General features: G+C 39.5%; 20 protein-coding genes and 4 tRNA genes. 10 read left to right on the top strand and 14 right to left on the bottom strand.

What is annotated here, in order from left to right; genetic code table 25:
• The first annotated feature begins 9 nt into the window (after nucleotides 1–9).
• Nucleotides 10–828 (top strand): 16S rRNA (adenine(1518)-N(6)/adenine(1519)-N(6))-dimethyltransferase RsmA, encoded by an 819-nt coding sequence (gene rsmA, locus WC753_04420; GenBank protein ID MFA6080688.1) that lies wholly within the window; start codon nucleotides 10–12, stop codon nucleotides 826–828.
• On the opposite strand, the gene WC753_04415 is transcribed toward rsmA, so the two are convergent.
• From WC753_04415 to WC753_04395, 5 genes are all read right to left on the bottom strand, one after another.
• The gene (locus WC753_04415) at nucleotides 823–2,208 is read right to left on the bottom strand and encodes an O-antigen ligase family protein (protein ID MFA6080687.1); all 1,386 of its coding nucleotides are present in this window, start codon (nucleotides 2,206–2,208) and stop codon (nucleotides 823–825) included. The genes rsmA and WC753_04415 overlap by 6 nt on opposite strands.
• Nucleotides 2,209–2,234: 26 nt before the next feature.
• The gene (locus WC753_04410) at nucleotides 2,235–2,420 is read right to left on the bottom strand and encodes a hypothetical protein (GenBank protein MFA6080686.1); all 186 of its coding nucleotides are present in this window, start codon (nucleotides 2,418–2,420) and stop codon (nucleotides 2,235–2,237) included.
• Nucleotides 2,421–2,502: 82 nt separating this feature from the next.
• Complete coding sequence (trmB, locus tag WC753_04405; GenBank protein ID MFA6080685.1) at nucleotides 2,503–3,288, bottom strand: tRNA (guanosine(46)-N7)-methyltransferase TrmB; 786 nt, start codon at nucleotides 3,286–3,288, stop codon at nucleotides 2,503–2,505.
• Nucleotides 3,215–3,712, bottom strand: a complete 498-nt coding sequence (locus tag WC753_04400) for a hypothetical protein (GenBank protein ID MFA6080684.1) — start codon at nucleotides 3,710–3,712, stop codon at nucleotides 3,215–3,217. The genes trmB and WC753_04400 overlap by 74 nt, the downstream gene beginning before the upstream one ends.
• A gap of 129 nt (nucleotides 3,713–3,841) precedes the next feature.
• On the bottom strand, nucleotides 3,842–6,382 hold the full coding sequence (locus tag WC753_04395; protein MFA6080683.1) for an ATP-dependent Clp protease ATP-binding subunit: 2,541 nt from the start codon (nucleotides 6,380–6,382) through the stop codon (nucleotides 3,842–3,844).
• Between the two features lie 47 nt (nucleotides 6,383–6,429).
• On the opposite strand from WC753_04395, the gene WC753_04390 reads away from it, so the two are divergent.
• Nucleotides 6,430–8,433 (top strand): peptidoglycan DD-metalloendopeptidase family protein, encoded by a 2,004-nt coding sequence (locus tag WC753_04390; GenBank protein MFA6080682.1) that lies wholly within the window; start codon nucleotides 6,430–6,432, stop codon nucleotides 8,431–8,433.
• Between the two features lie 82 nt (nucleotides 8,434–8,515).
• Complete coding sequence (locus WC753_04385; protein ID MFA6080681.1) at nucleotides 8,516–8,962, top strand: cytochrome b5-like heme/steroid binding domain-containing protein; 447 nt, start codon at nucleotides 8,516–8,518, stop codon at nucleotides 8,960–8,962.
• 97 nt (nucleotides 8,963–9,059) lie between these two features.
• On the opposite strand, the gene lysS is transcribed toward WC753_04385, so the two are convergent.
• The 3 genes from lysS to fusA form a co-directional block, all read right to left on the bottom strand.
• Nucleotides 9,060–10,667 carry a lysine--tRNA ligase gene (lysS, locus tag WC753_04380; protein MFA6080680.1) on the bottom strand — a complete coding sequence of 536 codons (1,608 nt, stop codon included), beginning with the start codon at nucleotides 10,665–10,667 and terminating at the stop codon, nucleotides 9,060–9,062.
• 89 nt (nucleotides 10,668–10,756) lie between these two features.
• Nucleotides 10,757–10,831, bottom strand: a tRNA-Asn gene (locus WC753_04375).
• Between the two features lie 215 nt (nucleotides 10,832–11,046).
• The gene (gene fusA, locus WC753_04370; GenBank protein ID MFA6080679.1) at nucleotides 11,047–13,191 is read right to left on the bottom strand and encodes an elongation factor G; all 2,145 of its coding nucleotides are present in this window, start codon (nucleotides 13,189–13,191) and stop codon (nucleotides 11,047–11,049) included.
• Nucleotides 13,192–13,399: 208 nt separating this feature from the next.
• Between fusA and WC753_04365 the strand changes: the two genes are divergently transcribed.
• Entirely contained in the window at nucleotides 13,400–13,972 is a 573-nt protein-coding gene (locus WC753_04365) for a sigma-70 family RNA polymerase sigma factor (GenBank protein ID MFA6080678.1), read from the top strand.
• Here the strand turns inward: WC753_04365 and tgt are convergent.
• From tgt to WC753_04350, 3 genes are all read right to left on the bottom strand, one after another.
• On the bottom strand, nucleotides 13,932–15,101 hold the full coding sequence (tgt, locus tag WC753_04360) for a tRNA guanosine(34) transglycosylase Tgt (GenBank protein ID MFA6080677.1): 1,170 nt from the start codon (nucleotides 15,099–15,101) through the stop codon (nucleotides 13,932–13,934). The genes WC753_04365 and tgt overlap by 41 nt on opposite strands.
• A gap of 54 nt (nucleotides 15,102–15,155) precedes the next feature.
• The gene (locus WC753_04355) at nucleotides 15,156–15,731 is read right to left on the bottom strand and encodes a helix-turn-helix domain-containing protein (GenBank protein MFA6080676.1); all 576 of its coding nucleotides are present in this window, start codon (nucleotides 15,729–15,731) and stop codon (nucleotides 15,156–15,158) included.
• Between the two features lie 90 nt (nucleotides 15,732–15,821).
• A complete protein-coding gene (locus tag WC753_04350) occupies nucleotides 15,822–16,322 on the bottom strand; it encodes a hypothetical protein (protein ID MFA6080675.1) in 501 nt (166 codons plus the stop codon).
• Nucleotides 16,323–16,377: 55 nt separating this feature from the next.
• On the opposite strand from WC753_04350, the gene obgE reads away from it, so the two are divergent.
• Nucleotides 16,378–17,718, top strand: a complete 1,341-nt coding sequence (gene obgE / locus WC753_04345; GenBank protein MFA6080674.1) for a GTPase ObgE — start codon at nucleotides 16,378–16,380, stop codon at nucleotides 17,716–17,718.
• A gap of 2 nt (nucleotides 17,719–17,720) precedes the next feature.
• On the opposite strand, the gene WC753_04340 is transcribed toward obgE, so the two are convergent.
• The 3 genes from WC753_04340 to WC753_04330 form a co-directional block, all read right to left on the bottom strand.
• On the bottom strand, nucleotides 17,721–18,482 hold the full coding sequence (locus tag WC753_04340; GenBank protein ID MFA6080673.1) for an HAD family hydrolase: 762 nt from the start codon (nucleotides 18,480–18,482) through the stop codon (nucleotides 17,721–17,723).
• Nucleotides 18,483–18,629: 147 nt separating this feature from the next.
• A complete protein-coding gene (locus WC753_04335) occupies nucleotides 18,630–19,745 on the bottom strand; it encodes a hypothetical protein (GenBank protein ID MFA6080672.1) in 1,116 nt (371 codons plus the stop codon).
• A 62-nt stretch (nucleotides 19,746–19,807) separates the two neighbouring features.
• Nucleotides 19,808–21,271, bottom strand: coding sequence for an MBL fold metallo-hydrolase (locus tag WC753_04330; protein MFA6080671.1), 1,464 nt, complete (start codon nucleotides 21,269–21,271; stop codon nucleotides 19,808–19,810).
• 138 nt (nucleotides 21,272–21,409) lie between these two features.
• On the opposite strand from WC753_04330, the gene WC753_04325 reads away from it, so the two are divergent.
• The 5 genes from WC753_04325 to WC753_04305 all read left to right on the top strand — a co-directional run bounded on the left by WC753_04325 (nucleotide 21,410) and on the right by WC753_04305 (nucleotide 24,095).
• Nucleotides 21,410–22,555 carry a hypothetical protein gene (locus WC753_04325; protein MFA6080670.1) on the top strand — a complete coding sequence of 382 codons (1,146 nt, stop codon included), beginning with the start codon at nucleotides 21,410–21,412 and terminating at the stop codon, nucleotides 22,553–22,555.
• A 9-nt stretch (nucleotides 22,556–22,564) separates the two neighbouring features.
• Complete coding sequence (locus WC753_04320; protein ID MFA6080669.1) at nucleotides 22,565–23,104, top strand: AMMECR1 domain-containing protein; 540 nt, start codon at nucleotides 22,565–22,567, stop codon at nucleotides 23,102–23,104.
• 459 nt (nucleotides 23,105–23,563) lie between these two features.
• Nucleotides 23,564–23,640 (top strand) — tRNA-Ile (locus WC753_04315).
• A gap of 163 nt (nucleotides 23,641–23,803) precedes the next feature.
• A tRNA-Pro gene (locus tag WC753_04310) sits at nucleotides 23,804–23,880 on the top strand.
• A 140-nt stretch (nucleotides 23,881–24,020) separates the two neighbouring features.
• Nucleotides 24,021–24,095: transfer RNA gene (locus WC753_04305), tRNA-Glu, on the top strand.
• The last annotated feature ends 422 nt before the right edge of the window (nucleotides 24,096–24,517 follow it).

The following is a 24,517-nucleotide window of genomic DNA, read 5'->3' as shown; positions in this document are numbered from 1 at the left end:
TAAGGAACAATGGTAAAATCCTCTATCACAGCGAAAAAACATCTGGGACAAAATTTCTTACAGAATAAAAATATCCTCGATACCATTATCGCTTCTAACGACCTCTCTCAAAATGATATATTAGAAATTGGTCCTGGCCCTTGAGACCTCACAGAATGCATTCTTTCAAAAAATCCTCATTCTCTCACGGTGATCGAGATAGATCCTGATATGATTGCTATTTTGGAAAAAAGATTTCAAAATCAAAATATTCATATCTGTCAAAATGATGTACTGAAAGTAAACATATCAGATACTTCCTATTCTAAAAATACGAACAGTATCACTATGCCTGAGGAATATATTATTTATGGTAATATTCCCTATTACATTACATCCCCTATTCTGATGCATTTTCTGTATGATGTGACTCATCTTCCCAGAGCGATGCACCTAACAATGCAAAAGGAAGTCGCAGAACGTATTTTGGCTCGTGATAAGAAACATTCGGTTCTTTCTCTCGCATGTCAACTGATGGCAAATATCTCAAAAATATGTGATATTCACCCCAATAATTTCGTGCCTGTTCCAAAAGTCTGGTCGACATGCCTTCGCTTTGAACTCAAAAAATGACATAACCGTGATGAAATAAAAAAAATACTTACTATCATGAAGCAAGGGTTTTCTCAGAAAAGAAAAAAGCTTTTTTCAAATCTCATACATGCAGGATATAATGAGAATATTATACGAGATGCCTTTATGTCATCCTGACTCTCAGAGAATATCCGAGCAGAAGATATCACCACTGAAAATTGGAAATTATTAGCTCAAAAAATACTCTGATTATAAGGAAATGTTTGTCGAAATTTTCTTCGGGATAACCATAATACTCGCAACAATCATGCTCCATATCATCACAGTATGTACAGATTCAAATGAATGAAGAACAAGATTCATCAGGAGTATGCCGAGTGTCGCTCCGAGAATATATGTATAGTTTTTTAATTTGAAGACTATCAATAAGAGAATGCTCAAAAAAAGTATAATACCAAATATCCCCCCTTCTATCATTTGTTGAATATACCAACTTTCTGGTATATAGTACGTCTCTGAATCATAGATAAAATCTGGATTACGTTTTTTCAAAATATCGACAACATGGCGAATACTTTCATCTTTTGATGGTTCTAGGGCTGGTATTTGGTTCACGGAAAAAACCGAACGACTCGCTGGTCATGACTGCGCAAGCCCCTGTCCAAAGGGATGATCACGGAAGCGGAGAAGTCCAATATACATACGCTCAAAATGCCCTGAAGTTGATCCATGTCGTTCGAAGATAGGTGCAATTTTATTGCCAAATTGTAATATAAAAACAAGGGATATGCCAATAACAACAGCCACTGCCATCAGTATTTTTCAGAGGGTAATCTTATATTTTTTTACTATATTTCCTCGTCGTATCATCTGAAATATCGTATACCCTGCAGCGTAGAGACCACCCAAGAAGACTCCAGCGTATCCACTTCGACTATATGTCTGCATCAAGAGAAAAAGTAAACCTCCTACAACCAATATATTCATAAAAAAATACTTTCTCCACTTGGCAAAAACTGATAGATAGACGCCAATATAGAGAATCAAAAAGAAGGCCATCTGATTGGGTCACTCCAGCAATCCCTGAAATCGTGCAACAGCTGCTCATGGAATACCATGAAAAATAGGAGGAGGTCATCCTGCGTCCCACACACTTACTTTATCACTAAATCATACAAGGGTCAGGATAGTCTCACTAAAAACATAACGAATGAGAAGCCCGAGAAAAAGCATAATTCCTCCGGATATCAAAAAAACTCTGGCAATTTTTTGGAATGAGATGCCCCAGAGATCCAGCACTCTTCTGAAAAGCATAAAGGCCAATAAAAAACCAGCATCATATCGTAATCCATAGAGAATTCCCTTGAGAGAAGTACCGTTGATGACACTCACCACGAGAAGGACTCCAATAAATCATAGAATCGCCCAATCAATGGTATCAAATGTTATCTTGAGTTTTCGCTTTATGATTTCATAGATGTATAAGATACCGATAACTCCCAAAAAAATCTCTTTAAAATACCGAGCTATATCGAGATGAAGCCGTTCGGTACCAAAAACAGAAAAAATAACAGACCACGGCAAAAGTGCCACAAAACACAGTGTCACAATTCTACCAATATTTTCAATCTTCATACAGGAGTAGTGAGTTATCTAAGATATTATTTCTGTCCAGCAGGAGATTCACTCCCAGGGATTTGGATATTCTGTTCGCCTGACATAAGAGGATCTGTTCGTGGTAGTGGCTGAGTACCAATCCAGGCCGTTCCGACCACACTGAGGGAGATACCGAGAAGTGCCAAGATTGCCATTACCTGGGCAAGAGTAATACTAATTTTTTTGACCATAAAAAATAAAAGAAAAATAGAGAAAGTGCTTGAAATTATAGGAAAAAGTCTCAAAAAAACAAATTATTTCACTCACAAATGTTTACTTTTTCTTACAAATAAAGGCCGTTATTTTTTTCCCTTGGCTTCTCCAGATGGTTTCAAATTCTGTCGAATTTTTTGGATTAGCGCGTTTTTCTGGGTCCTCATCTACCGTCATCTGATACTCAAAAATACCAGATTGATCCAAATGCTCAGAAATCCATGTAGCATAAGCATCGTCGTCGGTCTTAATGAAAAATATACCATTTGGTGCAAGTATTTTTGAGATATTTTTGAGAAATTCAGGTTGTATAATACGATGCTTATGATGGGCTTTTTTGGGCCATGGATCCGAAAAAAGAAGATATACCTCATCGACCTCTTCCGTCTCAAAAATCTCTATAATCCTTTGCCCCATAATGCGGAGTAGGATGATATCACGTCTCCCCTTTTCTACACATTTTTCATAGGTACGATAGAGACGCTTAAATTTGAGCTCAATGCCGATACATCCTACTGCTGGATTATTTTCAGCATAATTTGCAAAAAAATTCCCCATCCCAGTCCCGATTTCTAGCATCAGTTTTTCTTTCTGAAAAAAGGTTTTCCACTTCCCCTTATGACCACAAATAACACTATCATCATTGAGAATATTGGGATATTCTCCTATTTTTTCTGTATAGGGATTGTAAAACATAGGACTGTATTGTATGATTTTCTCTGCTTCGTCAAAAAAACCTGCCGGATTCGGCAGGTTTTTGAGAGAAAAAATATTACTTTTTACCGCCTTTATCAGCGCCACAACAAGCCGATTTGCAGCAGAATACTCAAAAAGATTTTTGTGCAAAAAGAGCAAAAAGGAGAAGCTCGAACTGGATTTGTGCTAAGACTCATGAAAATACTTCAAATGCCGTTCCTGTCGTTGCATCAAGATTAGTGAATCTAGCCAACAAAACAACCAACATAACAATAGCAAGACCAAGCGCAGCATACTGTGATGTCTTACGACACCCGAGTGCAAATGAAAGTCCTCAAAGCACTTCTATCGTCGCTGCGATGTATCCGAGCGTCATGGCAAGGTTTATGAAGGAACCCTCTTTAACACCAAAAATACTAAGAGCCATACCACCAACCAATACCATTACCTGAGAACCTCCGAGAAATTTCACGATACCGGCAGTGATCATGATGACACCAGCCACGACTTTCACAAGATTTGGGCAAAACCAAGTATTCAGTCCAGCACCATTACAACAAGAAGAATCTTTCATAGACAAAAGAAATTAAAAATAAACATGCTCATTGTACACGCACGCTCAGAGAAGCAACTAAAAAATAATGGTTATTTACCCGATTATTTTACAATATAGATTGTGGAATACTTTTGTAAGATACTGAATCTATAGTACAGAAAAATCAAATCATTCTTTTTTTGTTGAAATTTTTACAACAGAGACCTTTTTTCCTATCATTCTATCAGCGATTTCATCTTCGATTTTTGTCTGGATATAGCGACGGACTGGTCGAGCTCAAAACTCTGGATTATACGTATCTCGAAGAATTCTCTCTATCACAGGATTTGACCATTCGAGCGTAACGCCGAGCTCTAGAAGTCGTGCAGAGAGATTCTGGAGCTGGAGGGTGATGATTTTTTTTATAGCTTTCGTGTCAAGAGGTCGAAAAACAACGATTTTATCGATACGGTTGATAAATTCTGGACTAAAGTACTCATCGAGACTTTTGATAACCTTTTCTTCTATGGCATCAAAATCAGTAATAATCCGCTCTTTTGTCTCTTCAGCAACATCAAAACCTATTTTTGTCGCATTAGAGGTAAATTCTTCTGAACCAATATTACTCGTCATCACGACAATAGTGTTTTTGAAATTTATTTTCCGTCACTTTCCATCAGTGATCATACCATCTTCCATTATTTGAAGGAGGAGATTAAAAATTTCTGTATTCCCTTTTTCTATCTCATCGAAGAGAACGACTGAATAGGGCTTACGACGAACTTTATCTGTCAATAGACCACCTTCATCATATCCCACATACCCTGCAGTAGTCCCAATAAGTTTGGAACCAGAATGTCGCTCAGAAAATTCACTCATATCGATTTTTACAAGTGCTTTTTCATCTCAATAATATTCTCGTGCCAGTACCTTTACTAGTTCTGTTTTTCCGACTCACGTCGGTCAGAGAAAAAGGAAACTTCCAAGAGGTCTATTTTGATCAGAGATGCCCGTTTGAGAACGTTTAATCGTCGAAACAATGGATTTTATAGCATCATTTTGACCGATAATCTTTGTCCCGATATGTTTTTCAAGGTCTTTTAATTTTTGGATATCTTCATCGGAGAGTGTTTTGATCGGCACTCCAGTGATTTGATGAATGACTTTTTGTATATCCGCTACCTGAATCGTATGTCTTTTATCTCGTGGAATAGTGATTTTCTTCCTCTTTTCTCGGATTGTGTCCTCTATTTCCTGAAGCTGTTCCTTGGACTTATTTGCTTTATGATACTGTTGAGACGTCACAAAATCAGCAATATTTTTTTGAATTTTTTCAGCTTCCAATTTGAGCACCTTGATTTCATCTTCTCCGTGAACATAGGTCATACTCTTGGCACTGCAGGCCTCATCGATCAAATCTATCGCTTTATCTGGCAAAAAACGATCTGTGATATATCTGACCGAAAGCTCAACGGCTTCTTCTATGGTATCATCAGCGATAATCAGATTATGATAGTCTTCAAAAGTCGTCTTGAGTCATCGAATAATCTCTATAGCGATCGCTTTGCTTGGTTCATCGACCTCTATTTTTTGGAATCTTCGCTCGAGAGCAGCATCTTTTTCGATATATTTTTGATATTCCGAAAGTGTCGTAGCACCAATAATGCGTATCTTTCCGCGCCCCATGGCTGGTTTGAGGATATTGGCAGCATCGAGCATCCCCTCGGATCCCCCTGCTCCAATAATAGTATGAATTTCATCAATAAAAAGAATAACCTCATTATCGAGTTTGGATGCTTCTTCGATGACCTGTTTCATACGAATCTCAAATTCTCCACGATATTTGGTTCCTGCTACCAGGCTCGTCATATCGAGCACGAGGAGCTTTTTGTGTTGCATAGCAAAAGGAACTTGACCAGCAGCGATTCTGCGGGCCAATCCTTCTACGACAGCCGTCTTTCCAACTCCAGGATCGCCTGTAAGTACGGGGTTATTTTTTGTTTTTCGATTAAGAATCGATATGAGTCGATCGATTTCTTTTTCTCGTCCGATAATTGGATCGATCTTCCCTTCAGATGCTTCTCGAGTGATATCATTACAAAAGAAATCCAATGCGGGCGTTTGACTATCATCCTTCTTAGAGTCTTTTCATCCTATATTAGCAAACATAGGGTTTTTTTGCATGTCATCCATTTCCGCACCACTCAAGAGCCCCTGTTCTATCACGTGCATAATCTTGCCGAGCTCATCTACTCCCGATTGTTGAACCCCTTGCATATGGTTAAAATCTATCAATGCTTGCTCAAAATCCCTCACGTTAATGCGTATAAAGTCCAAAAATTCAATAAACCATGAATTTTGCTGTCGGATAAGTGCCACCATAAAATCTTCAATTCCGATAAATTTTTTCTCAAAACTCGCTGCCACTTTCACGCTAGAAACTATGATATTCCTGAGATTTTCTGATATACCGGTATACTCCCCTTTTCGATTGATGAGATGAGAAAACTTCGGGTGTGTCATCACATCGAGAAAGACTTTTTCATTGATGCCAAAATCGTTAAAAAGAGAAAAAATGTGCCCTTTTTTGGAACGAAGTATCTCAGCTATGATATCGAGTGATTCAAGTGATTGAAATCCTTCTTGTCTAACGATGTTTTCGGCATTGAGAAGATAAAATTTGTATTCTGGGGTGAAATTTTTAAACATGAAAAAGAATTTGCAATTAAGATGAATATATGATAATCTAATCTTGTATGAAATCCAAATCTTTTTTCGCTCTTTTACTTGCTGTTTGTGCATTTCTTTGTGCTATGGTATTTGCTCAAAATGAGAATATACCGTCGGAAGACATCTCAAAGTCAGTCTACGAGGATATTTCTGCATTTGTCCCTGATATACAATTACTCACCATCTTTCAACAAAAAGAAGAAGAGCTTGACGCTCTTGGGACTTCAAGGGCTCATTTTAGCACTATACAAAAGACACTCCTTAAATATCAGGATATCGCCTCCGTGAGAAAGGAATACCAAGAAAAGGCACTTACAGAACTCCATACTCTCCAATCAAGTATAAAGAATAACCAAAAAATAAGTACCAGTGAAATGAAAAAACTGGAGAAGGATATGGGTATTCTACAGATTGAAAAAATCCAACTCGACGCGAAACAAAAAGAAATAAATGAACTCTTGAAAAAGTTTTACCAACAAGAATATATACACGATATCAAATGAGACCAAAACATCACATTTATGAGTCTCCTCCTCCCAAAAACATTTGGTGCCTCTATCAAAGAATCTGAAATACTAAATATCATGAAACTCTCTTCACAAAGTCTCATGGCCCAGCAAAAAACAAATCAGGAAAAAATAGCAAAAATCTATCAGGTCATCGAATTTCAAAAAAAGGAGAAGGCACGAGTTATCACACGACTTGATAGGTACGATGCCGAATTAGCAGAAACAGAGCAAATCAAAGAAGAACTTCTCGGAAAAACTATCGCAAGACAATGAGCTATCAAAGAAACTCTAAAAAGCAATCAGAAAACAACCCAAACCCTGACACAAAGATTTGAACAAAAATTTGCAGAATATGAAGTAGATATCCAGACATACAGCAAACAATACAACTGTTCAAAAGAAAAAACAGCTATTTGTGCCTGGGTCCTCTGATATATCAAAGCTGAAAAGGACCTCAGGATGCAAGAAGAAAGAGTCGCAGAGTCTCTGTGGCCTATCGCGACTGATAAAGGTTTTTGATTTCATTTTCGAGATCAAAAATTTCATAATATACATGGTGAACATCATACAGGACTCGATATTGTGGCTTCGCGAGATACCGTCGTGAAAGCGCTGAATGATGGGTATATCATAGCGCAAAGAAAGGCCACTCTGAGTACCCCATGAGTCATTATCATGAAGCATAGAAATGGAATTATGACTGTTTACAGAAATATAAAATCAAAAAAGGATCTCAAACTTTTTAGCATTATAAAAAAATGAGAAGAAATCGGCACTGTTGGGTCTATCATCGAACACAGTGAGAAAAATAATCTCCACATAGAAACATATCTCCGAGGTGTTTTGATTGATCCTATGGAGCAAATGAGTCTCGAGAATATCGATATAAAATATATTCCAGGACGTTATGGCTGGAAATACATCGATGATATGAAAAAAGCAAAAAAAGAGATCGATTTGGTAGTGGCACAAAAAAGTATTGGATTTTTCTTCATCGCATGAACAGATGAGATTGAAAGGCAAAAAAATATGCTCGAAAAATATGCTGGTACAGCATTTCGAGACCAAAAAATGTGGATCGAAGAAAGTATAAGCGAAAGCGTAGATCCCTCCTTTACTCTCTGTGTATGATTTGCAGAAAGTACTCTCGGACAAAACCTGACTACGAGCGGTAATATAGGGAATGTCTGAAATACTGACGGTGGCGATAGACGCGACTATGATGGACCGCGTGCCGGAGTGAGAGCTATTGCATCGGTCGTAAATAATCAGTGGCTCGGACACTACCAGACCATCGATCAGCTCTCATGATGGGGGAATCCTCGATGACCCATTTATGCTTCTTCTCCGACAAATTGGCATGAAAATATCGTCAAATGTATGTCAGCACTCAAGGGAAAATATATCGGCAATTACAGTTCTTTTAGACTCAATCAGGCAGATCTTCTCAGCTATGAAAAAGCAGGATATCAAAGAATTGTAGATCCTGAGGTGAGCATAGTGGAACCAGTCAAAAAATAAAGAACTCTGAAAAGTAAAGAGATGAAGAATTGTAAATATCTGATTATTTTTATAATTATTTTTATATTCTTCACCATTTCTTATGAAAAAACTCTTTCTCACTTTTGCATGTGCATGTTTCCTAGCTTCATGCTCATGATGATGAACCAGTATCCCAGCTACCACAAAAGAAATCATAAAAACACCCACAACAATTACAGAAACAACTTTCCCCGCAATAACAACAAAAGAAGATACACCTACTACCGCTCCTACTGTGAAACCAACACCTTCTCCTATCACTCCGTCAACTACACCTCCTACAAAAACCTATACCTCTTCTGAAGTAATACAACATAATACAGCTTCGGATTGCTGGTTGATTCTGAGTGGTGGAGTCTATGATGTTACTTCATATATTCCTCGTCATCCAGGTGGAGCCCAGATAGTTCGATGATGTGGCAAAGATGCTACTCAAATGTTTGCTCAGCACCCTGCAAGCGCCAAAGCTCTGAAAGAACAATTCAAAATTGGTATTTTGGCACAATAGTTATTGAAATTACATACAAAAAAAGACTCACATTCCCGTGAGTCTTTTTTATTTACCTGTGTAAAGCTGGCACTCTTCTGTTATAGATTCAAATAAACTATTTCGTGATTTCTTTTATTTTTCATATCTTTTCTTCATTTTTCTCTTTCACGAGAGGAAATAATACGACATCCTTCAGGTTCGGCTGTCCAGTGAGTAGTGCGACTACCCTATCAATACCCATACCAAAACCACTCTGAGGTGGCATGCCGTGTTCCATAGCGGTCACAAAATCATTATCTGGCATAGCTACTTCGTCATCACCAGCATCTTTGGCAGCAGATTGATTTTGAAAACGAGCATCCTGATCTAGAGGATCCACGAGCTCAGAATAAGCATTTGTCACTTCCCAACCATTGATACAGAGCTGAAATCGGTCAACAATAGTTGGATTATCATCATTAATACGCGCCAATGGTGATAAAATAAGGGGTTGATGGATTACAAATGTTGGATTAATGAGTTTTGGACGTGCTACTTTTTTATAGAGCTTATCTAACAAAGTTCCATATGAATGTTTGAGAAATCCATCAATCTGTATCCCTTTTTCTTTGATGGCTGAACGAAGTTTTTCGAGCGTGTCCGCGGCATACATATCAATACCGGAATGCTCTACTATAAGATCACGCATCGATTTTCTCGGCCATGGTCCAGAAAAATCTACCATATTGGTCTCTCCTTTAGAATTCAACACTTCTACTTTCCGCTTACCTGCCATGAGTTCATCAAGAATATAGCAAAACATACGCTCAGTAAAATCCATGTTATCAATATAATTCCAGTAGACAGCATAATGCTCTACGGAAGTAAACTCTGGAAGATGTGAAGGGTCAACACCTTCATTACGAAATGACTTCCCTATTTCAAAAACCTTTTCCATACCTCATACAGTACATTTTTTGAGTGATGTCTCTGGTGCAATACGGAGATACAGATCAGCATCAGTGGCATCAATATGTGTCACAAATGGATTTGCAAGGGCTCCAGAGGCACTATTTCCAAGAGTAGGAGTTTCTACCTCGATGAAACCTTCTTTATAGTAAAATTCACGCAATTTTTGCACAAAACGAGATCGAAATACCATTCTATCATACGAAGCTTTTTCAGTAATCATATCGAGGTATCTTTTGCGATAAATAGTCTCCTCATCTGCGAGTCCATGAAATTTTTCTGGTAAAGGAAGAAATGATTTTGCAAGAAGCTGAAATGACTGCACAAAAAGAGTCAGTTCACCTTTGTGGGTCATAAAAAGCTCCCCATGAATCCCCACAATGTCTCCCCTATCAATATATTTTTCAAAAACCTTAAAGGCAGAAACTTTTTCCTCACCAAATTCTGAGACTATTTTTTCTCAGTGAATATATTCGCAAAATTCCTTGGAGAGAGCAAATTGGATATCTCCAGAAAAATCTTGAACCTTCCCAAAAATAAGTTTTCAAAAACTACGAACAAGCATAATACGCCCGGCAGTTTGAATCTCATTTTTTGGTCAAGTGATTATGTCCTCAATTGTTCGTAATGAAGTATTATTTTCTCACAAGGATCGAATATCTGCTATATCTTGTTTTTTAAGAAACTTATCAGGGTAAGGATTGATTCATAAGCTACGTAATGAATGAAGTTTTTGAATACGCACTGACCGCTCATCGTGATTATCGACAGACATAGGAAAAATTAATATAAAAACACTATATAAAAAGAACACGAACAATCAAGAAAAAGACTCACAGAAATGTGAGTCTTTTTAGTTTCATTTGGCTCCCCGGGTAGGGATCGAACCTACGACCAATTGGTTAACAGCCAACTGCTCTACCGCTGAGCTACCGAGGAACAGACTATGTACAACGACGAACCTACGACTCCATGGATTAATCCGCCGAGGCGGACTCTACCACACTGAGCTACCGAGGAACTGGGGCATTGTAGGAAGAGTTGCTTTTTTGTCAAAAAAATCCCAAAAAAATCCCCAACCAATTTGGTCAGGGATAAAAGATTCTTTTCTCTAGCTCTAGCTTTTGCTTTGGCTATAAAAATCCTTTGGATTTTTACTCATCATCTTCTTCAAATTTCACACCACGTTCAGCACGGATTTTCTCCGTAATAACTGCTGGCACTGGAGCATAGTGAGAAAATTCCATTGCATAGGTAGCACGTCCTTGAGAATTGGAACGAAGCGTCGTAGAGTACCCAAACATTTCTGAAAGAGGAACAAAAGCGGCAACGATTTTTGCCATACCTCGATCACTCATTTCATTGATTTGTCCTCGTTTTGCATTTACATCACCGAGGATATCACCCATATATTCTTCAGGAGTACTGATCTCTACCTTCATAATTGGCTCGAGAAGAATAGGTTTTGCTTTCTTGCTCGCTTCACGGAAACATTTGCTAGCAGCGATACGAAATGAGAGCTCATTCGAATCCACATCATGATACGAGCCAAATGTCAGTGTTGCCTGAACATTCACCAGCGGATATCCTGCGATAACACCTCGAGCATAAGAAGCTTTGAGTCCTTTTTGTACTCATGGAATATATTCTTTTGGGATGACACCTCACTTGATCTCATCGATAAAGCGATTCTCTTCTTTGTACTCTTCTGGCTCCGCTTTTCTCATCTCTTCAGTGATAGGTTCAAATGTGATAATGACGTGACCGAATTGTCCACGACCACCAGTCTGTTTTTTGTAGGAATATTCTTGATCTTTCACAGTTTGCGTGATAGTCTCACGGTATGCTACTTGTGGGGCACCAACATTACATTCTACTTTGAATTCTCGACGCATACGATCGATGATAATATCGAGATGGAGCTCTCCCATACCAGCAATAATAGTTTGACCTGTCTCCACATCAGAACGAATACGGAACGATGGATCTTCTTCAGCAAGCTTATTGAGGGCGATACCCATTTTTTCTTGATCTGCTTTGGATTTTGGTTCCACAGAAATATGGATAACTGGCTCTGGGAAGTCGAGAGAGAGGAGCTGGATAGGGTGTGCCTTATCACAGAGTGTATGACCTGTTTTTGTTTCTTTGAGACCAATAACTGCAGCGATGTTGCCTGCTGTAATCTCCGTAACTTCTTTACGATTATTTGCATGCATTTCTACGATACGACCGATACGCTCTGTTTCACCATTGTTAGCATTAAATACCGCTGTTCCGGACTTGATAACACCTGAATATACTCGTACAAATGTGAGACGCCCCACAAATGGATCGGTCATAATCTTGAATGCAAGAGCAGAGAGTGGCTCTGTATCGAGTTGTTTAAATTCGATAACCTTTGTAGTATCATCTGGATCAGTACCGGCGATTTTGCCAGCATTGATATCCATCGGTGATGGGAGATAGTCTACGACAGCATCGAGAACTTTTTGTACACCCACATTTGCAAGAGCCGAGCCACAAAAGAGTGGAAACAGATTACTGGTAATAACACCCTTTCGAATACCTGATTTGATTTCTTCAATGGTGAGCTCTTCTCCTCCGAGATATTTATCCATCAATGCCTCATCTTGTTCAGCAGCTTTTTCAACGAGCTCAAGACGTGCAGCTTCTGCCCTTGCTCGCATCTCTTCTGGGAAAGGGAGATCATAAACTTCAAGCCCCATGTTTCCTCGGAAACCATAGGCCTTCATCTCGACGAGATCGAGGATACCATGAAATTCATTTTCACGTCCGATAGGAAGCTGTGCGGCGATAACTTTATTACCAGCGAGACGTTTTTTGATAGACGCATAGGTCATCTCAAAATCCCCCCCTGTTTTATCCATCTTATTGGCAAATGCGATTCGAGGAACACCATATTTATCTGCCTGCTTCCATACTGTCTCTGATTGTGGCTCTACACCCTGTGATCCATCGAAGACAACGATACCACCATCGAGAACACGCATAGAGCGTTCTACTTCGATAGTAAAATCGACATGTCATGGAGTATCGATGATATTGATATCAAAATTCTTCCAAGAAGTCTTCGTAGCGGCAGCGGTAATAGTAATACCTCGCTCTTGCTCTTGTTCCATCCAGTCCATAGTCGCAGCACCATCATGTACTTCACCGATTTTGTGAGTTTTACCAGAATAAAAAAGAATACGCTCAGTGGTAGTAGTTTTACCAGCATCAATATGTGCGATAATGCCGATATTACGGACTTTTCGCTGCTTGTCTTCAGTTGCAGACATAACGATAAAATAAGAGAATTAAAAGTAAGTGACAGTCATAGTCATAGTCATAGGGCTGATTGAATAACCTTTTTACGACGATAATCTATAATCAGGAACTTATGGCAGTATTGTATGAAAAAACAAAGAGAGTCAATTTTCTTTGTAACAAAAGATATTATACGATGCTTGACATAAAGAATTTTATAATATAATACTCCGAATATTTATGACTATTTCTATTTTTGAAATGACTGCAGATGAAGTACAAGAAGCTCTCAATGGAAATGAGAGATTATTTGCTCAACTCATTCAGAGAAACAGAAAAACACTTATGGCAGTTTTGCGGAGGAATGGTACATCACAAAATGATATCGAAGATTGTGCACAGCATGCTTTTATAAAGCTCTGGGAAAATAGTAATCAAGTACGAGAACCACGTGCTGTATTTAGCTGGCTATGTACCACTGCTCTACATAGAGCACAAGATATACAAAGAAGTACAAACCGCATGGATCTCGTCTGAGATGATACAATATTTGATGATATGATGAAACCACGAGAAGATACACTTCCCGATGGACATCAAATCCCTGATCTTCATGCAGCAATTACAAAATTAAAAGAACCTTTTAGATCTCTTATACGTATGCAACTTGCGGGATTATCCTATGGAGAGATGGCAGAAGAACTTGGCTGTCCGATAGGTACTATTGGGAGTCGTCGTTCAAAAGCAATAGCTATGCTCAGAGAAGAGTATCTTACTCTCATAGGGAATAGCTCTGCCAGAAGTCTGTCCTAAACTTCTCATACTCTCCGAGTTGAATCGCTTCTCGTGCACGATCGCAGAGTCGCATCAGAAATTCTGCGTTATGCATCGAGAGGAGTATCTGTCCGAGGAGTTCATCAGCGTGTATCAAGTGACGGAGGTATCCGAGAGTATAATGTCTACTCACAGAGGTTTCAAGTCCAGGAGCGACAGGGATTTTTTCCATGGATCCATCGAGTGAACTGCGGTTGATTTTGAGATATCCAGTGGAAGTAAACACTTCCCCATGGCGTCCGAGTCGTGTCGGGAGAACACAATCAAACATATCGACTCCTCGAGCTATTGCTTCGACGAGATCCTCTGGAGTCCCGACACCCATCAGGTAATGCGGTTTTTCTTTGGGAAGTTCAGGAGACAGAACATCGAGCATATCCAGCATATCTTTCTTTGATTCACCCACCGAAAGACCACCGATAGCGATTCCGAGTGTCGGAAGCGCACCAATAAATCGTGCTGATTCGACGCGTAAATCAGGATAGGTCACTCATTGAATAATTGGAAAAAGTGTTTGTTCGTGGAGTCATTTTCCTTGTCGTTCTGGTGCAAGTCCTTGCCATCGCTCGACACATCGCTCTGCCCATTGATGGGTCCGATTGAGTGCTTCACGAGCGCGCGTTTTGCTCGCATCACCCGTCGCGACATCATCAAATGCCATGATAATATCGGCACCCAGATCAGACTGTATTTCCACCGCTTTTTCTGGTGTGATAAAGTGTTTATCGCCATCGTGGTGTGACTGAAATTCTACGCCTTCATCACTCGTTTTTACCAGTGATTCTCCCCCATTTCTAGGATTCCCAAGTGAGAATACCTGAAACCCTCCGCTATCGGTAAGAATTGGGAGATTGATATTCATGAATTTATGCAATCCGCCCATCTTCGCAATAATCTCAGATCCAGGACGGAGCATGAGGTGATAGGTGTTACAGAGCATAATAGTCGTACCCATCTGCGCTATCCCCTCTCGTGTGATTCATTTGATTGTCCCAGCAGTCCCCACGGGCATAAAAACAGGAGTTTGAATTATTCCGTGTGGAGTTTGGAGTGTACCGGAGCGAGCAGAGCCGTCGGTGGCAGTAATGGTAAAAGAAAAGGAGGACATAAAAATCCCCACCATATTAGAGAGCAGGGATTGAAAGTCAAAAATGGTTTATTTTTATATCGTGTATTGCGTCGCTTCTCGGAGACTGAAGAAGTGGAAAATCAAAAAAGCCGATGCCACGAGCAGGACGAGCATACCAATCATCAGAATAGTAGAGAGAATGCGTTCTTTATTGAGTTTTTGTTCTATCTCTCTCTTCGCTTGAGCCATCATATCCATATCGTGAAGACGATTATGTTGCGCTTCTTCGAGGGCAAGAATGGTCTTTTTGTATTCGAGTTTTGGGACGGAGTGAGCGATCTCGCCTTCCATCTTTCCTATTTTAAAAGTCAACTCTTGGATGATAATATCCTTTTCACGAATGAGAGATTCGATAGCGCGAAGTATCTCATTTTGTGATTCACGAGGATCATAAGAAATACTCGGAGTCATCGTAGGTTTTGGTGCTATCACTTCGTAATCTTTTTGCTCAGAGCCAGTATGATATTTTTTGACATCATCTTGGTGGAGCATGATGACCTTTCCTTCACGTTTGGCACGGATTTTACCAGCCGAAATATAGCGGTCAATCGTACGAGTCGATACGCCGAGAGTCTTGCCTGCTTGATCACGAGAAACGGTATAAACCATAAAGAAAAGATATCTTACGATTGTAGTGCTCTGATGAGCTTTTCAAGAAAAAAGACTTGCCAAATGAAAAAGCAGGGATGGAGTATTATTTTAAATAGGACCTTTCATGATGTTGAAAACTGCTTCACGAGTTCCTGGTACCAGGACTCAATATGCTCGTCCATCAAGCAGAATAGTTTCTGGTTGAAGAGTTTTTTTTGCGTACCACTCCCCTCTTTTTTCTGCATCATATAAGTTTTGATGATTGCCAATGAGCTGATAAAAGAAAAGGGAATCAATAAAATTTTTTCCATTTAATGTAAAAAATGCTCTTCGAACAACTTTTTGATCCGTGATTCTGTTCCCTCTTATTCCAAGCCAGATTCATGAAGTCGTCTCAAGGTCTATCCCGACTTCTTCTCGTACCTCTCGACGTCCTGTACGACATATACTTCCCTTATCTTTGTCATCTTGCTTGCCTCATGGTGGAACTATAGCCATCAAGTGCTCGTTAAATATAAGAAGAGTCCTCTTCATATCTGGAGAAAATATTGCTACCGTAGCCGTTCGGGTGATTTCGGGATGTTCTGGAATACTATTTCCGTTAGACATAGAGAAAAAAATTGCTATACTTTCAACATTAAATAAATTATTAACAATTTGTCAAATGTTTATCGATGCTGTGAATATTCGCTTTCGGGCTGGGAATGGTGGGAACGGAATTGTCTCATGGCGTCATGAGGCACGTATTGCCAAGTGAGGACCTTTTGGTGGTAATGGAGGGCGTGGAGGTGATCTCATCGCTATCGCAGATCCAAATATCAATACACTCAGTAATTTTCGTTACATCAAAGAAGTAGCTGCAAAAGATGGTGAGCGAGGAGGAACCAAATCAATGAATGGTCGTGATGCAGAAGACCGAATCGTGAAACTCCCCGTCGGAACGCTAATATATGATACGAAATGAAATCTCCTTTATGATCTCGCGAAGCCATGAGAACAGGTTCGTCTCTGTGTCGGAGGACGAGGAGGGTATGGAAATGCTCACTTTGCTTCTGCGACTCGACGAAGCCCTTCATTTGCCGAAAATGGTGATACTGGTACAGCGCTCGAAGCACATCTCGAACTCAAACTCGTAGCAGATATCGGTATTATAGGATTTCCTTCAGCTGGTAAATCTACGTTGATTTCTTGTATTACTCAAGTCCGCCCAAAAATCGCAGACTATCCATTTACCACCTTGATCCCCAATCTTGGTGTGATGGAGTACAAAGGAAAGATAATGGTTCTCGAAGATGTACCAGGACTTATCGCGGGGGCACACAAAGGGGCTGGACTTGGAATAGAATTTCTCAAACATATCGAACGTACTCGTGTACTCTGTCATCTCCTCGATGCGGGAAAATATGAAGAATGCATCACTGATTATGATATCATCCGAGACGAATTGAAGCATTTTAACCCTGCACTTCTCGAAAAAGAAGAAATCATCGTACTCTCAAAATGCGATCTCCTCGATGACGATATGGTAGAAGATCTAAAAAAACAACTCGAGAAAAAGACTGGGAAAAAAGTCTTCCCTATTTCAGCTCCAATCGGCATGGGAATAGAAGAACTCCAAAATAAGATGCTTTCGTATATATCTCCTGAGGAAATACTCGAAATATCAGATGGAAAACCAGTTATTATCGACCTCTCAAACAAAAAAGATCCCAATGATTTCGTCGTCACTTACGAAGGCAATCATAATTATCGTGTAACAGGTGAACGTATCGAACAAATAGTCCGGATGACTCCTCTCAGATATCCTGAGGCGGTTGATCGTGTCTGGGACGTCATGACAAAACGACGAATCCTCGACGAGGTTCTTCGGCAAGTCATAAAAAATATGCCATGAGAAGAAGCTGAAAGCTATAAAAACCTCAAAGACCTCAATCATATCTGGTATTCGGTTGAGTGAAAAATCCTTATCGGTGATGCGGTTTTTAATTTCAGGGATTACCGTTAAAATTATCTGCTCATCTCTGTAATTATCTGCTCCATAAGTAATGCTCCAGGAAGTCTTTCTCCTTCAAGGGGCACAAAATAATCCCCCGTTATCCTCGTTGGGTCTGCCGACACTGAAACGCCAGCAGCGTCAATCATCTCTTTATCGTTGAGATTGTCTCCGATTGCGAGAACTTCATGTTCAGCGAGACCGAGATGATTTCGAAAGGCAGTGAGACCAACGGCTTTATTTTGGATATTCTTTACTCCGATATCATACGCTTCACCATTCCAGAGACAATAAAGGTTTTCTTTTTCTCCAACAATATCCTCGATTTCCTGCACTCTATCCTCGCAATGTATCGTGATAATGAGTTCTTTTGGTTCAAAGCCTTTCACTGCTTCATATCGTTCTTCTATTCCGCGGAGTTTCAAAAAAACATCTTGTAAGTATTGAAAACTATTGACGTGTTGAATTATTTCTCCTTGATACCATGTCGCACTCCCATTTTCATAGGTGATGCTCGTAAAAGAGAGTATATCTCGGAAAACGTCTTGTAACATATAGAGCCCACGACCAGAATTGATATTGATGAGAAATCCCAGTTCTTTCAATTTTTTAATTTGTTCAATTTGTTCCGGTGCAATATGTTTTGTCTCCAGCGTAGTAATACCATCAGCTTGTTTAATCTTTGTTCCTCGTTTGACGAGTACGCCATCGACATCAAAGACGATAAGTTTAATATCTTTCAAAATCTCCTTTGAAAGCTCTTCGATAGGTTTCATATTTGGTACATTAAATAATAAAATCGTATGACGATTCTATGTTTTTTTTGTGTACGTCAAATACTGTACGAAATTTATTGTTGTTAAAAAAATAAAAAATCATTACAGGGGTACTATATTTAATTTCAGAGATTATCACAGTAGGATTTACTCTCCACTGAAAAATTCCGCTCTACCTAACAGATGGACTCGACGACTTTGTAGACATTTTCAGGGAAGCATTTTATCGTGACCAGCTCCGGGAGCATGCCTGCTGGGCGTAATATGCTGTATACGTCTACAGATTGTGGACATTAAGCCCGTTATGGCAGCACAAGGTGGTAGTGCATCTTGTTCCATTACTATAACTGGAGTATCACAGTTATTTTTTCGTTCAATACGTTTCTTGTACTGACTCCATTGTGTCCAAAATATTTTATACTCTGAATAATGCCCCCGACTCCCATAATAACTTTTCGGGAAAAAACCGACAAATGGCCGTAATTTTTCACTAGAGTGCTCGATTGCTCCTGGATATATTGGTATTATATCTTGAGGAAAGCGTCGAGTGAAGTACCGAATTATAAAATTAATAAAGTACTGATTCAAAGTATCATCTCGATAATCTCTCAACATCATATCTCTTATTTCTGCATTGGAAAAATGTTCGGGGGCATGACGCCCTCACACCTCGCAATCATACCTTAATTCCTGAACAAAGGCCGTATCATTTTTACAGTGTCAGAGATGTGAATTTTTGAGTCTATTTTCTTTTCTTTTTTTCTGAGCTATTCTCTTCGGAAGAGCTAATCAGCTACCCAGTACGCAGAGATGTCAGTTCAGCATGCTGTAATTTTTCAGAGGAATTTTTGAGACTTTCTCGCCGAGTCGCTTTCATCATAGTAAATCTCATAACCATTCTGTGGTAAATTTTTCAGAGCGTAATGTGTATTGAGATATGATCTTATTGGCAATTCTCTTCCCCGGAATATATCATTTTTCAGGAAACCTCACATCTACAACTCTACAGGAAGAGAGAGTGATAATGAGAAAGCTAAGAGCTCTGAGATCCATGCCCCCTCGAAGAATACTTTTCGCCTCTAAAAAAACTTTATTCATATTCTTCACGCCCATTTCTAACACTGCAGGAACTTTTAAAGTATCAAAATTTATCTCTTCGATAGCGCTGATGATGTCCAAAATATGTTCTCGGCGTCCTCGTTCTGGAGTACGTCATCTACGTTTTTGGTGTGGCAGGCAACGGACATATTCATACATTTTCATAAAATTATAATAACGTATATTATAATTTGTCAAAAAATATTCTGGTATGCACTATTAAAAGCTTATATCTTACACACTATCCCCTCACATTTGAGATTTCTGTTAGGACTCTTCTTACAGAGCTTGCCTGCGACGACGCTATAGATATCACCAGGTGCTGGGTGTTCTATAGCGGCTGTTGCAAGATTTGGCAATTCTTTGAGTCCTGAAGCGAGTGCGTCCATTGATTCGATCTCACCATGCACGAGAAATATCTGTTTTGGAGTACCACAATTGCCAGCATATTCGAGAAGTCATTTTCGATCTGCGTGTCCAGAAAAAGCGTTAAATATCTCAATATGGGCTCTGACTTTTCTCTTCTCATCATGGATAGTGACTTCCTTATCTCCTTGGACAAGCTTGCGGCCAAGAGTATTTTCTGCCATAAATCCAATAACGAGGAGGAGGTTTCTCTCATCTTCGATACTATTTGCGATATGATGGACGATACGTCCATATTCACACATTCCCGAAGCGGCGATGATAATAGATGGTTCAGTAAGAAGCGCGATTGCCTTTGATTCTTCTACACTGCGTGTAAATCGGATACCATCTCCTTCGAGAAATGGATAGAGGCCTTCTCCGTTTGCCCTCGTGAGCTCTTCATCGAAACATTCGGGATGGATACGAAATATATCTGTCGCACTCGTCGCAAGTGGTGAATCGACAATGATAGGAAGTTTTGGGATTTTATCTTGATGCATCAGGAGACGAAGCACATAGAGGATCTCTTGTGTACGTTCTACAGCGAATGCGGGAATAAATATTTTTCCTCCACGCTTTACGGTATCATTGATGACTTGCATCAGCTTATCTTCTACTTGAGCTAACTCGTCATGAAATCGATTTCCATAGGTTGATTCCATAAGGAGAATATCAATATCTTTGAGCTGCACTGGTTCACGAAGGATAGGGAGATGTTTGCGCCCCAGATCACCTGAAAAACAAAAACGGATATGTTCTCCTGTGTCTTTGTCGTCGATTTCCCATTCTTCGAGTGCAGAGCCGAGAATATGCCCCGCATCATGGAAGGTCATAAATACCCCCACATCGAGGGGAATTTTTTGTTCATACCCAACTGAGCGAAGCTGTGTCACCGTCTGAAGAGCATCATCTTCGGTATAGAGCGGGATAATATTTTTTCCTTCTTTTTTTGAGAGATACTCCGCATCATGTACCTGGATTCGAGCACTGTCCTGGAGCATAATACCACAGAGATCGCGTGTCGCATGAGTACAATAGATGGGTCCAGTATACCCGTTTTTTACCAAAAGCGGCAAAAGACCTGCATGATCAATATGAGCATGAGAGAGAATGACAGCATCGAGTTCTGCAGTATCTATCGGTAGATATCTATTGGCCTCGTCTGCCTCTTTTCTACGTCATTGAAACATACCACAGTCGAGAAGATAATTTTTTCCATTAGCGCGCAGGAGATGTTTTGACCCTGTGACCGTCTGAGCTGCTCAGATAAACTCAAGTTGCATACAAATAAAGATAAAAAATAAAGTTTTACAGGTACACTCTACCATATCATGGCACTAAACACAAGAGAATTATTGTCTTTTTGTTTCCCTTCTACCCAATAATTGCTCTCAAATACTATTACACCAGAAAAATGAAAAATGGCAGATAAATCTCTTGTAATCACGCAAGAAATATGATACGATAGAACTATGGACAGTACTGGTGATGACATTTCTCGATACGAAAGGCAAAATGCTGTTATTAGCTACTGCTTTTTATGAATTTTTATCCTCCTCTCTCGACAAGAGAGATTTCAGAGTCATTTCATCAATAGTCATGCGAGAGTCGCTACCCTGATTCAATTTCTTTTTCTCTGCCTCATCGCGATAACTATCTATTCTGGACATTTTACCTCTATGCTCGTATTTGATGTTTCTCTGTCAAATATCGCCTATTTCATTAGTTTTTGACTCCTTCTCGCAAGTCTGGCTACTGGAATCATAGGGGCTCTCCTTGGCAAGATGCCTCATATCCATATCAAAAGCTTGTCTCTTCGGGAACTCTGAAACCATATGGTCCCAAAAACAGTCGATAGTGTAGAAAAAATTCCGATGATACTCTCTCATATTCCTCTTATTGGAAACTATATATCCTCAAAATATGGAAATACTTTTGCAAGTGGAGAAAGGTTTGCAACATGGTCAATCATCGCGAGTATCTTCTTGATTTGGATCAGTCCTAGCATGATATTGCCTATTATTTTCTGGTCACTTATGAGTCTCTGGATTATCTACCAGAGTATTTCTCTGGCTATCGATAACCATATATTGCTCTTATGAGACTATCTACCTCGTGCCGAGCAGGTTCACATCTTCTTGATAACTCTCGGCATATACACAAAATGACTCCTTCTACACGATCATAATGCGCTCCCGAATTGGACAGCAATATACCTCTCAATAGAAAAAACCTATCACAGAAATACCGAACAAAATATACCAGAGAGGTTCCCCATCCCTCTTGTAAATATATACTCTCTCTTAAAAAACTATAAAAATACTGCCCTGCAACCAGAAATTATTCAGGGATATAGTATTACTATTATCTTTTTGGTTAGCATATTGCGACAAGAATACACACTTACCTTTCTCACATTATTTATAGGGTATGTTGGTTTTCTCTCTCTACGATTTGGTAGATACCTCGATATCCCACTTCTCGGTGAAATCGCTGTTTTTCTCCAAAAAATATTTGTATGGGCAGAAAAGAAATCACAAAAACAAACCTCACAATTTCCTTCTTAATGTATTTTTATGCAAAAAGTCGTCCGATCTATCATACAATCTGTTCTCTTTGAGAATAAAACACCATCTATTGAGGATATCAAAAAAATAGTGACAAATCTGCCCGAAAAATCACTCCCAGTATTTGTGACGCTCTACGATGCAGAAAAAATCATCGGAAGTGCTGGCAAGCTCTACCCAACAAACAAAACATTTATAGAAGAACTCATAGAAAATACTGAATGAGCTATGAAAGACTCGCGTTTTGCGAGCTACAAGGCAAACCCAGAAACAACCAGAAATCTCAAGTATCGCGTTGATACCTTTGAGAATAGTAACAGACGGATGCTCCACCATCCTGATGATATGGATACAAAAACAGAAGGAATGATCATCATCTGTCGTAAACAAAAAAAGATTGGTGTCATATTACCCGGTATGTTTCCTGAAACACTCTCATGAGAAGATGTCTATCATCTCTTGGCAAAAAAAATAGAACTCAATCTCCAAGATGTCGGAAAATGAGATCTCATCATCTATGGACTCAAGACACACATATTCAAAGATTAGAAAAAGCAAATCCGGAAAATAGAAAAAAATCTTGCAATTTATAATTTGGTTTTATAATCACCGTACGTGTTAATCATAGTGAGAGATAGAGTGAGAGTGAGAGACGTGAAACATTCTCCGTTCTTCTGCTTTTTCTTTTTCTTTTTCTTGTGTTTAAAAACGATAATTCCTCGGGTGTGTACCCTGTTGCAGATGCACTGACATCGAAATGAGATTCACTCATTTCTCATAGTTAGCCCGCGTCTCTGATAAGACCGTTAGTCTGATCACCCACGGTTCACGTATTTTACTTCATCCTGCTTTGGCAGGCGTAAAATTCGCTCGGGTCCCTGATTTGTGAGTTGAAGTTGTTATGGGTGTGTCCGAATTGCAGATGCTCTGACATCGAAATGAGATTCACTCATTTCTCATAGTTAGCCCGCATCTCTGATAAGGACGAGGTCCCTGGTGAGTTGTTATGGGTGTGTAGCTCAGTTGGTTAGAGCGCGTCTCTGATAAGGACGAGGTCCCTGGTTCAAATCCAGGCATACCCACCATTGCTTGCTCTGCAAGCAAAGATAAGAGCTAGAGTAAAAGCTAGAGAATGGATTTATAAAGATAATTCTTTTCTATTTTCTTCTGCTCATGCTCTATCTCGTGAAGCCAAGTCGGGAAGTGGCGTCCGCCTAGGCGGAGCAGCGCACACGTTTACAGCCATGTCGGGAAGTGGCGCAATTGGCTAGCGCACCGCGTTTGGGACGCGGGGGTTGCAGGTTCGAGTCCTGTCTTCCCGACCAAATCACAGAGAACGAGAGAACTAGATTACGAGATAATCTAAACAAGAAATACAGGATTCATCTAGTTATCTGATTATCCAGTCGTCTCGTTATCTTTTTATCTGGTTATCTGGTTTATCAAAATTCGTAAACGAATTTTTGGCCCCATCGTCTAACGGTCAGGACAGCTGGTTTTCATCCAGTAAACCGGAGTTCGATTCTCCGTGGGGTCACCAATATTTTGACAATACAAAATACTCTCTAGAATATAGAGAGTATTTTAAAAATTTATGTGAACAACAATAAGTACATGAAGTCTGAGTTACGAACTGCTCAAGACTGTATGAGAAGGTTTTCCTGATGTATTAAGAACTGATCGACAAGTTGTTATCAATCTACCACCAGATGAAATGGAGGTATTTATAAAAGTACGAAATACAATAGGTAATGTAATAGCTGCAGGTGGGACAAAGGCTACTATACCGCTGAATCATCGTTTCATGATACCTGAAATAGTTATTCAACTATATGAAGGGCACGGGGTTCAAATTGTACAAGGAACTTACCAAGTTGGTAGTGGTGGTAACAGTTGATTAAATCCGAGTACAGGAGAAAGAAGATGAGGATGTGGATGAGTAGGTTCAGTAGACTGTCATCA

This window comes from Candidatus Gracilibacteria bacterium, assembly GCA_041660965.1.
GTDB lineage: Bacteria > Patescibacteriota > Gracilibacteria > BD1-5 > JAGOOR01 > JAGOOR01.
Note: the sequence above shows the minus strand (reverse complement) of the source record. Positions and strands in the feature narration are given on the sequence as shown.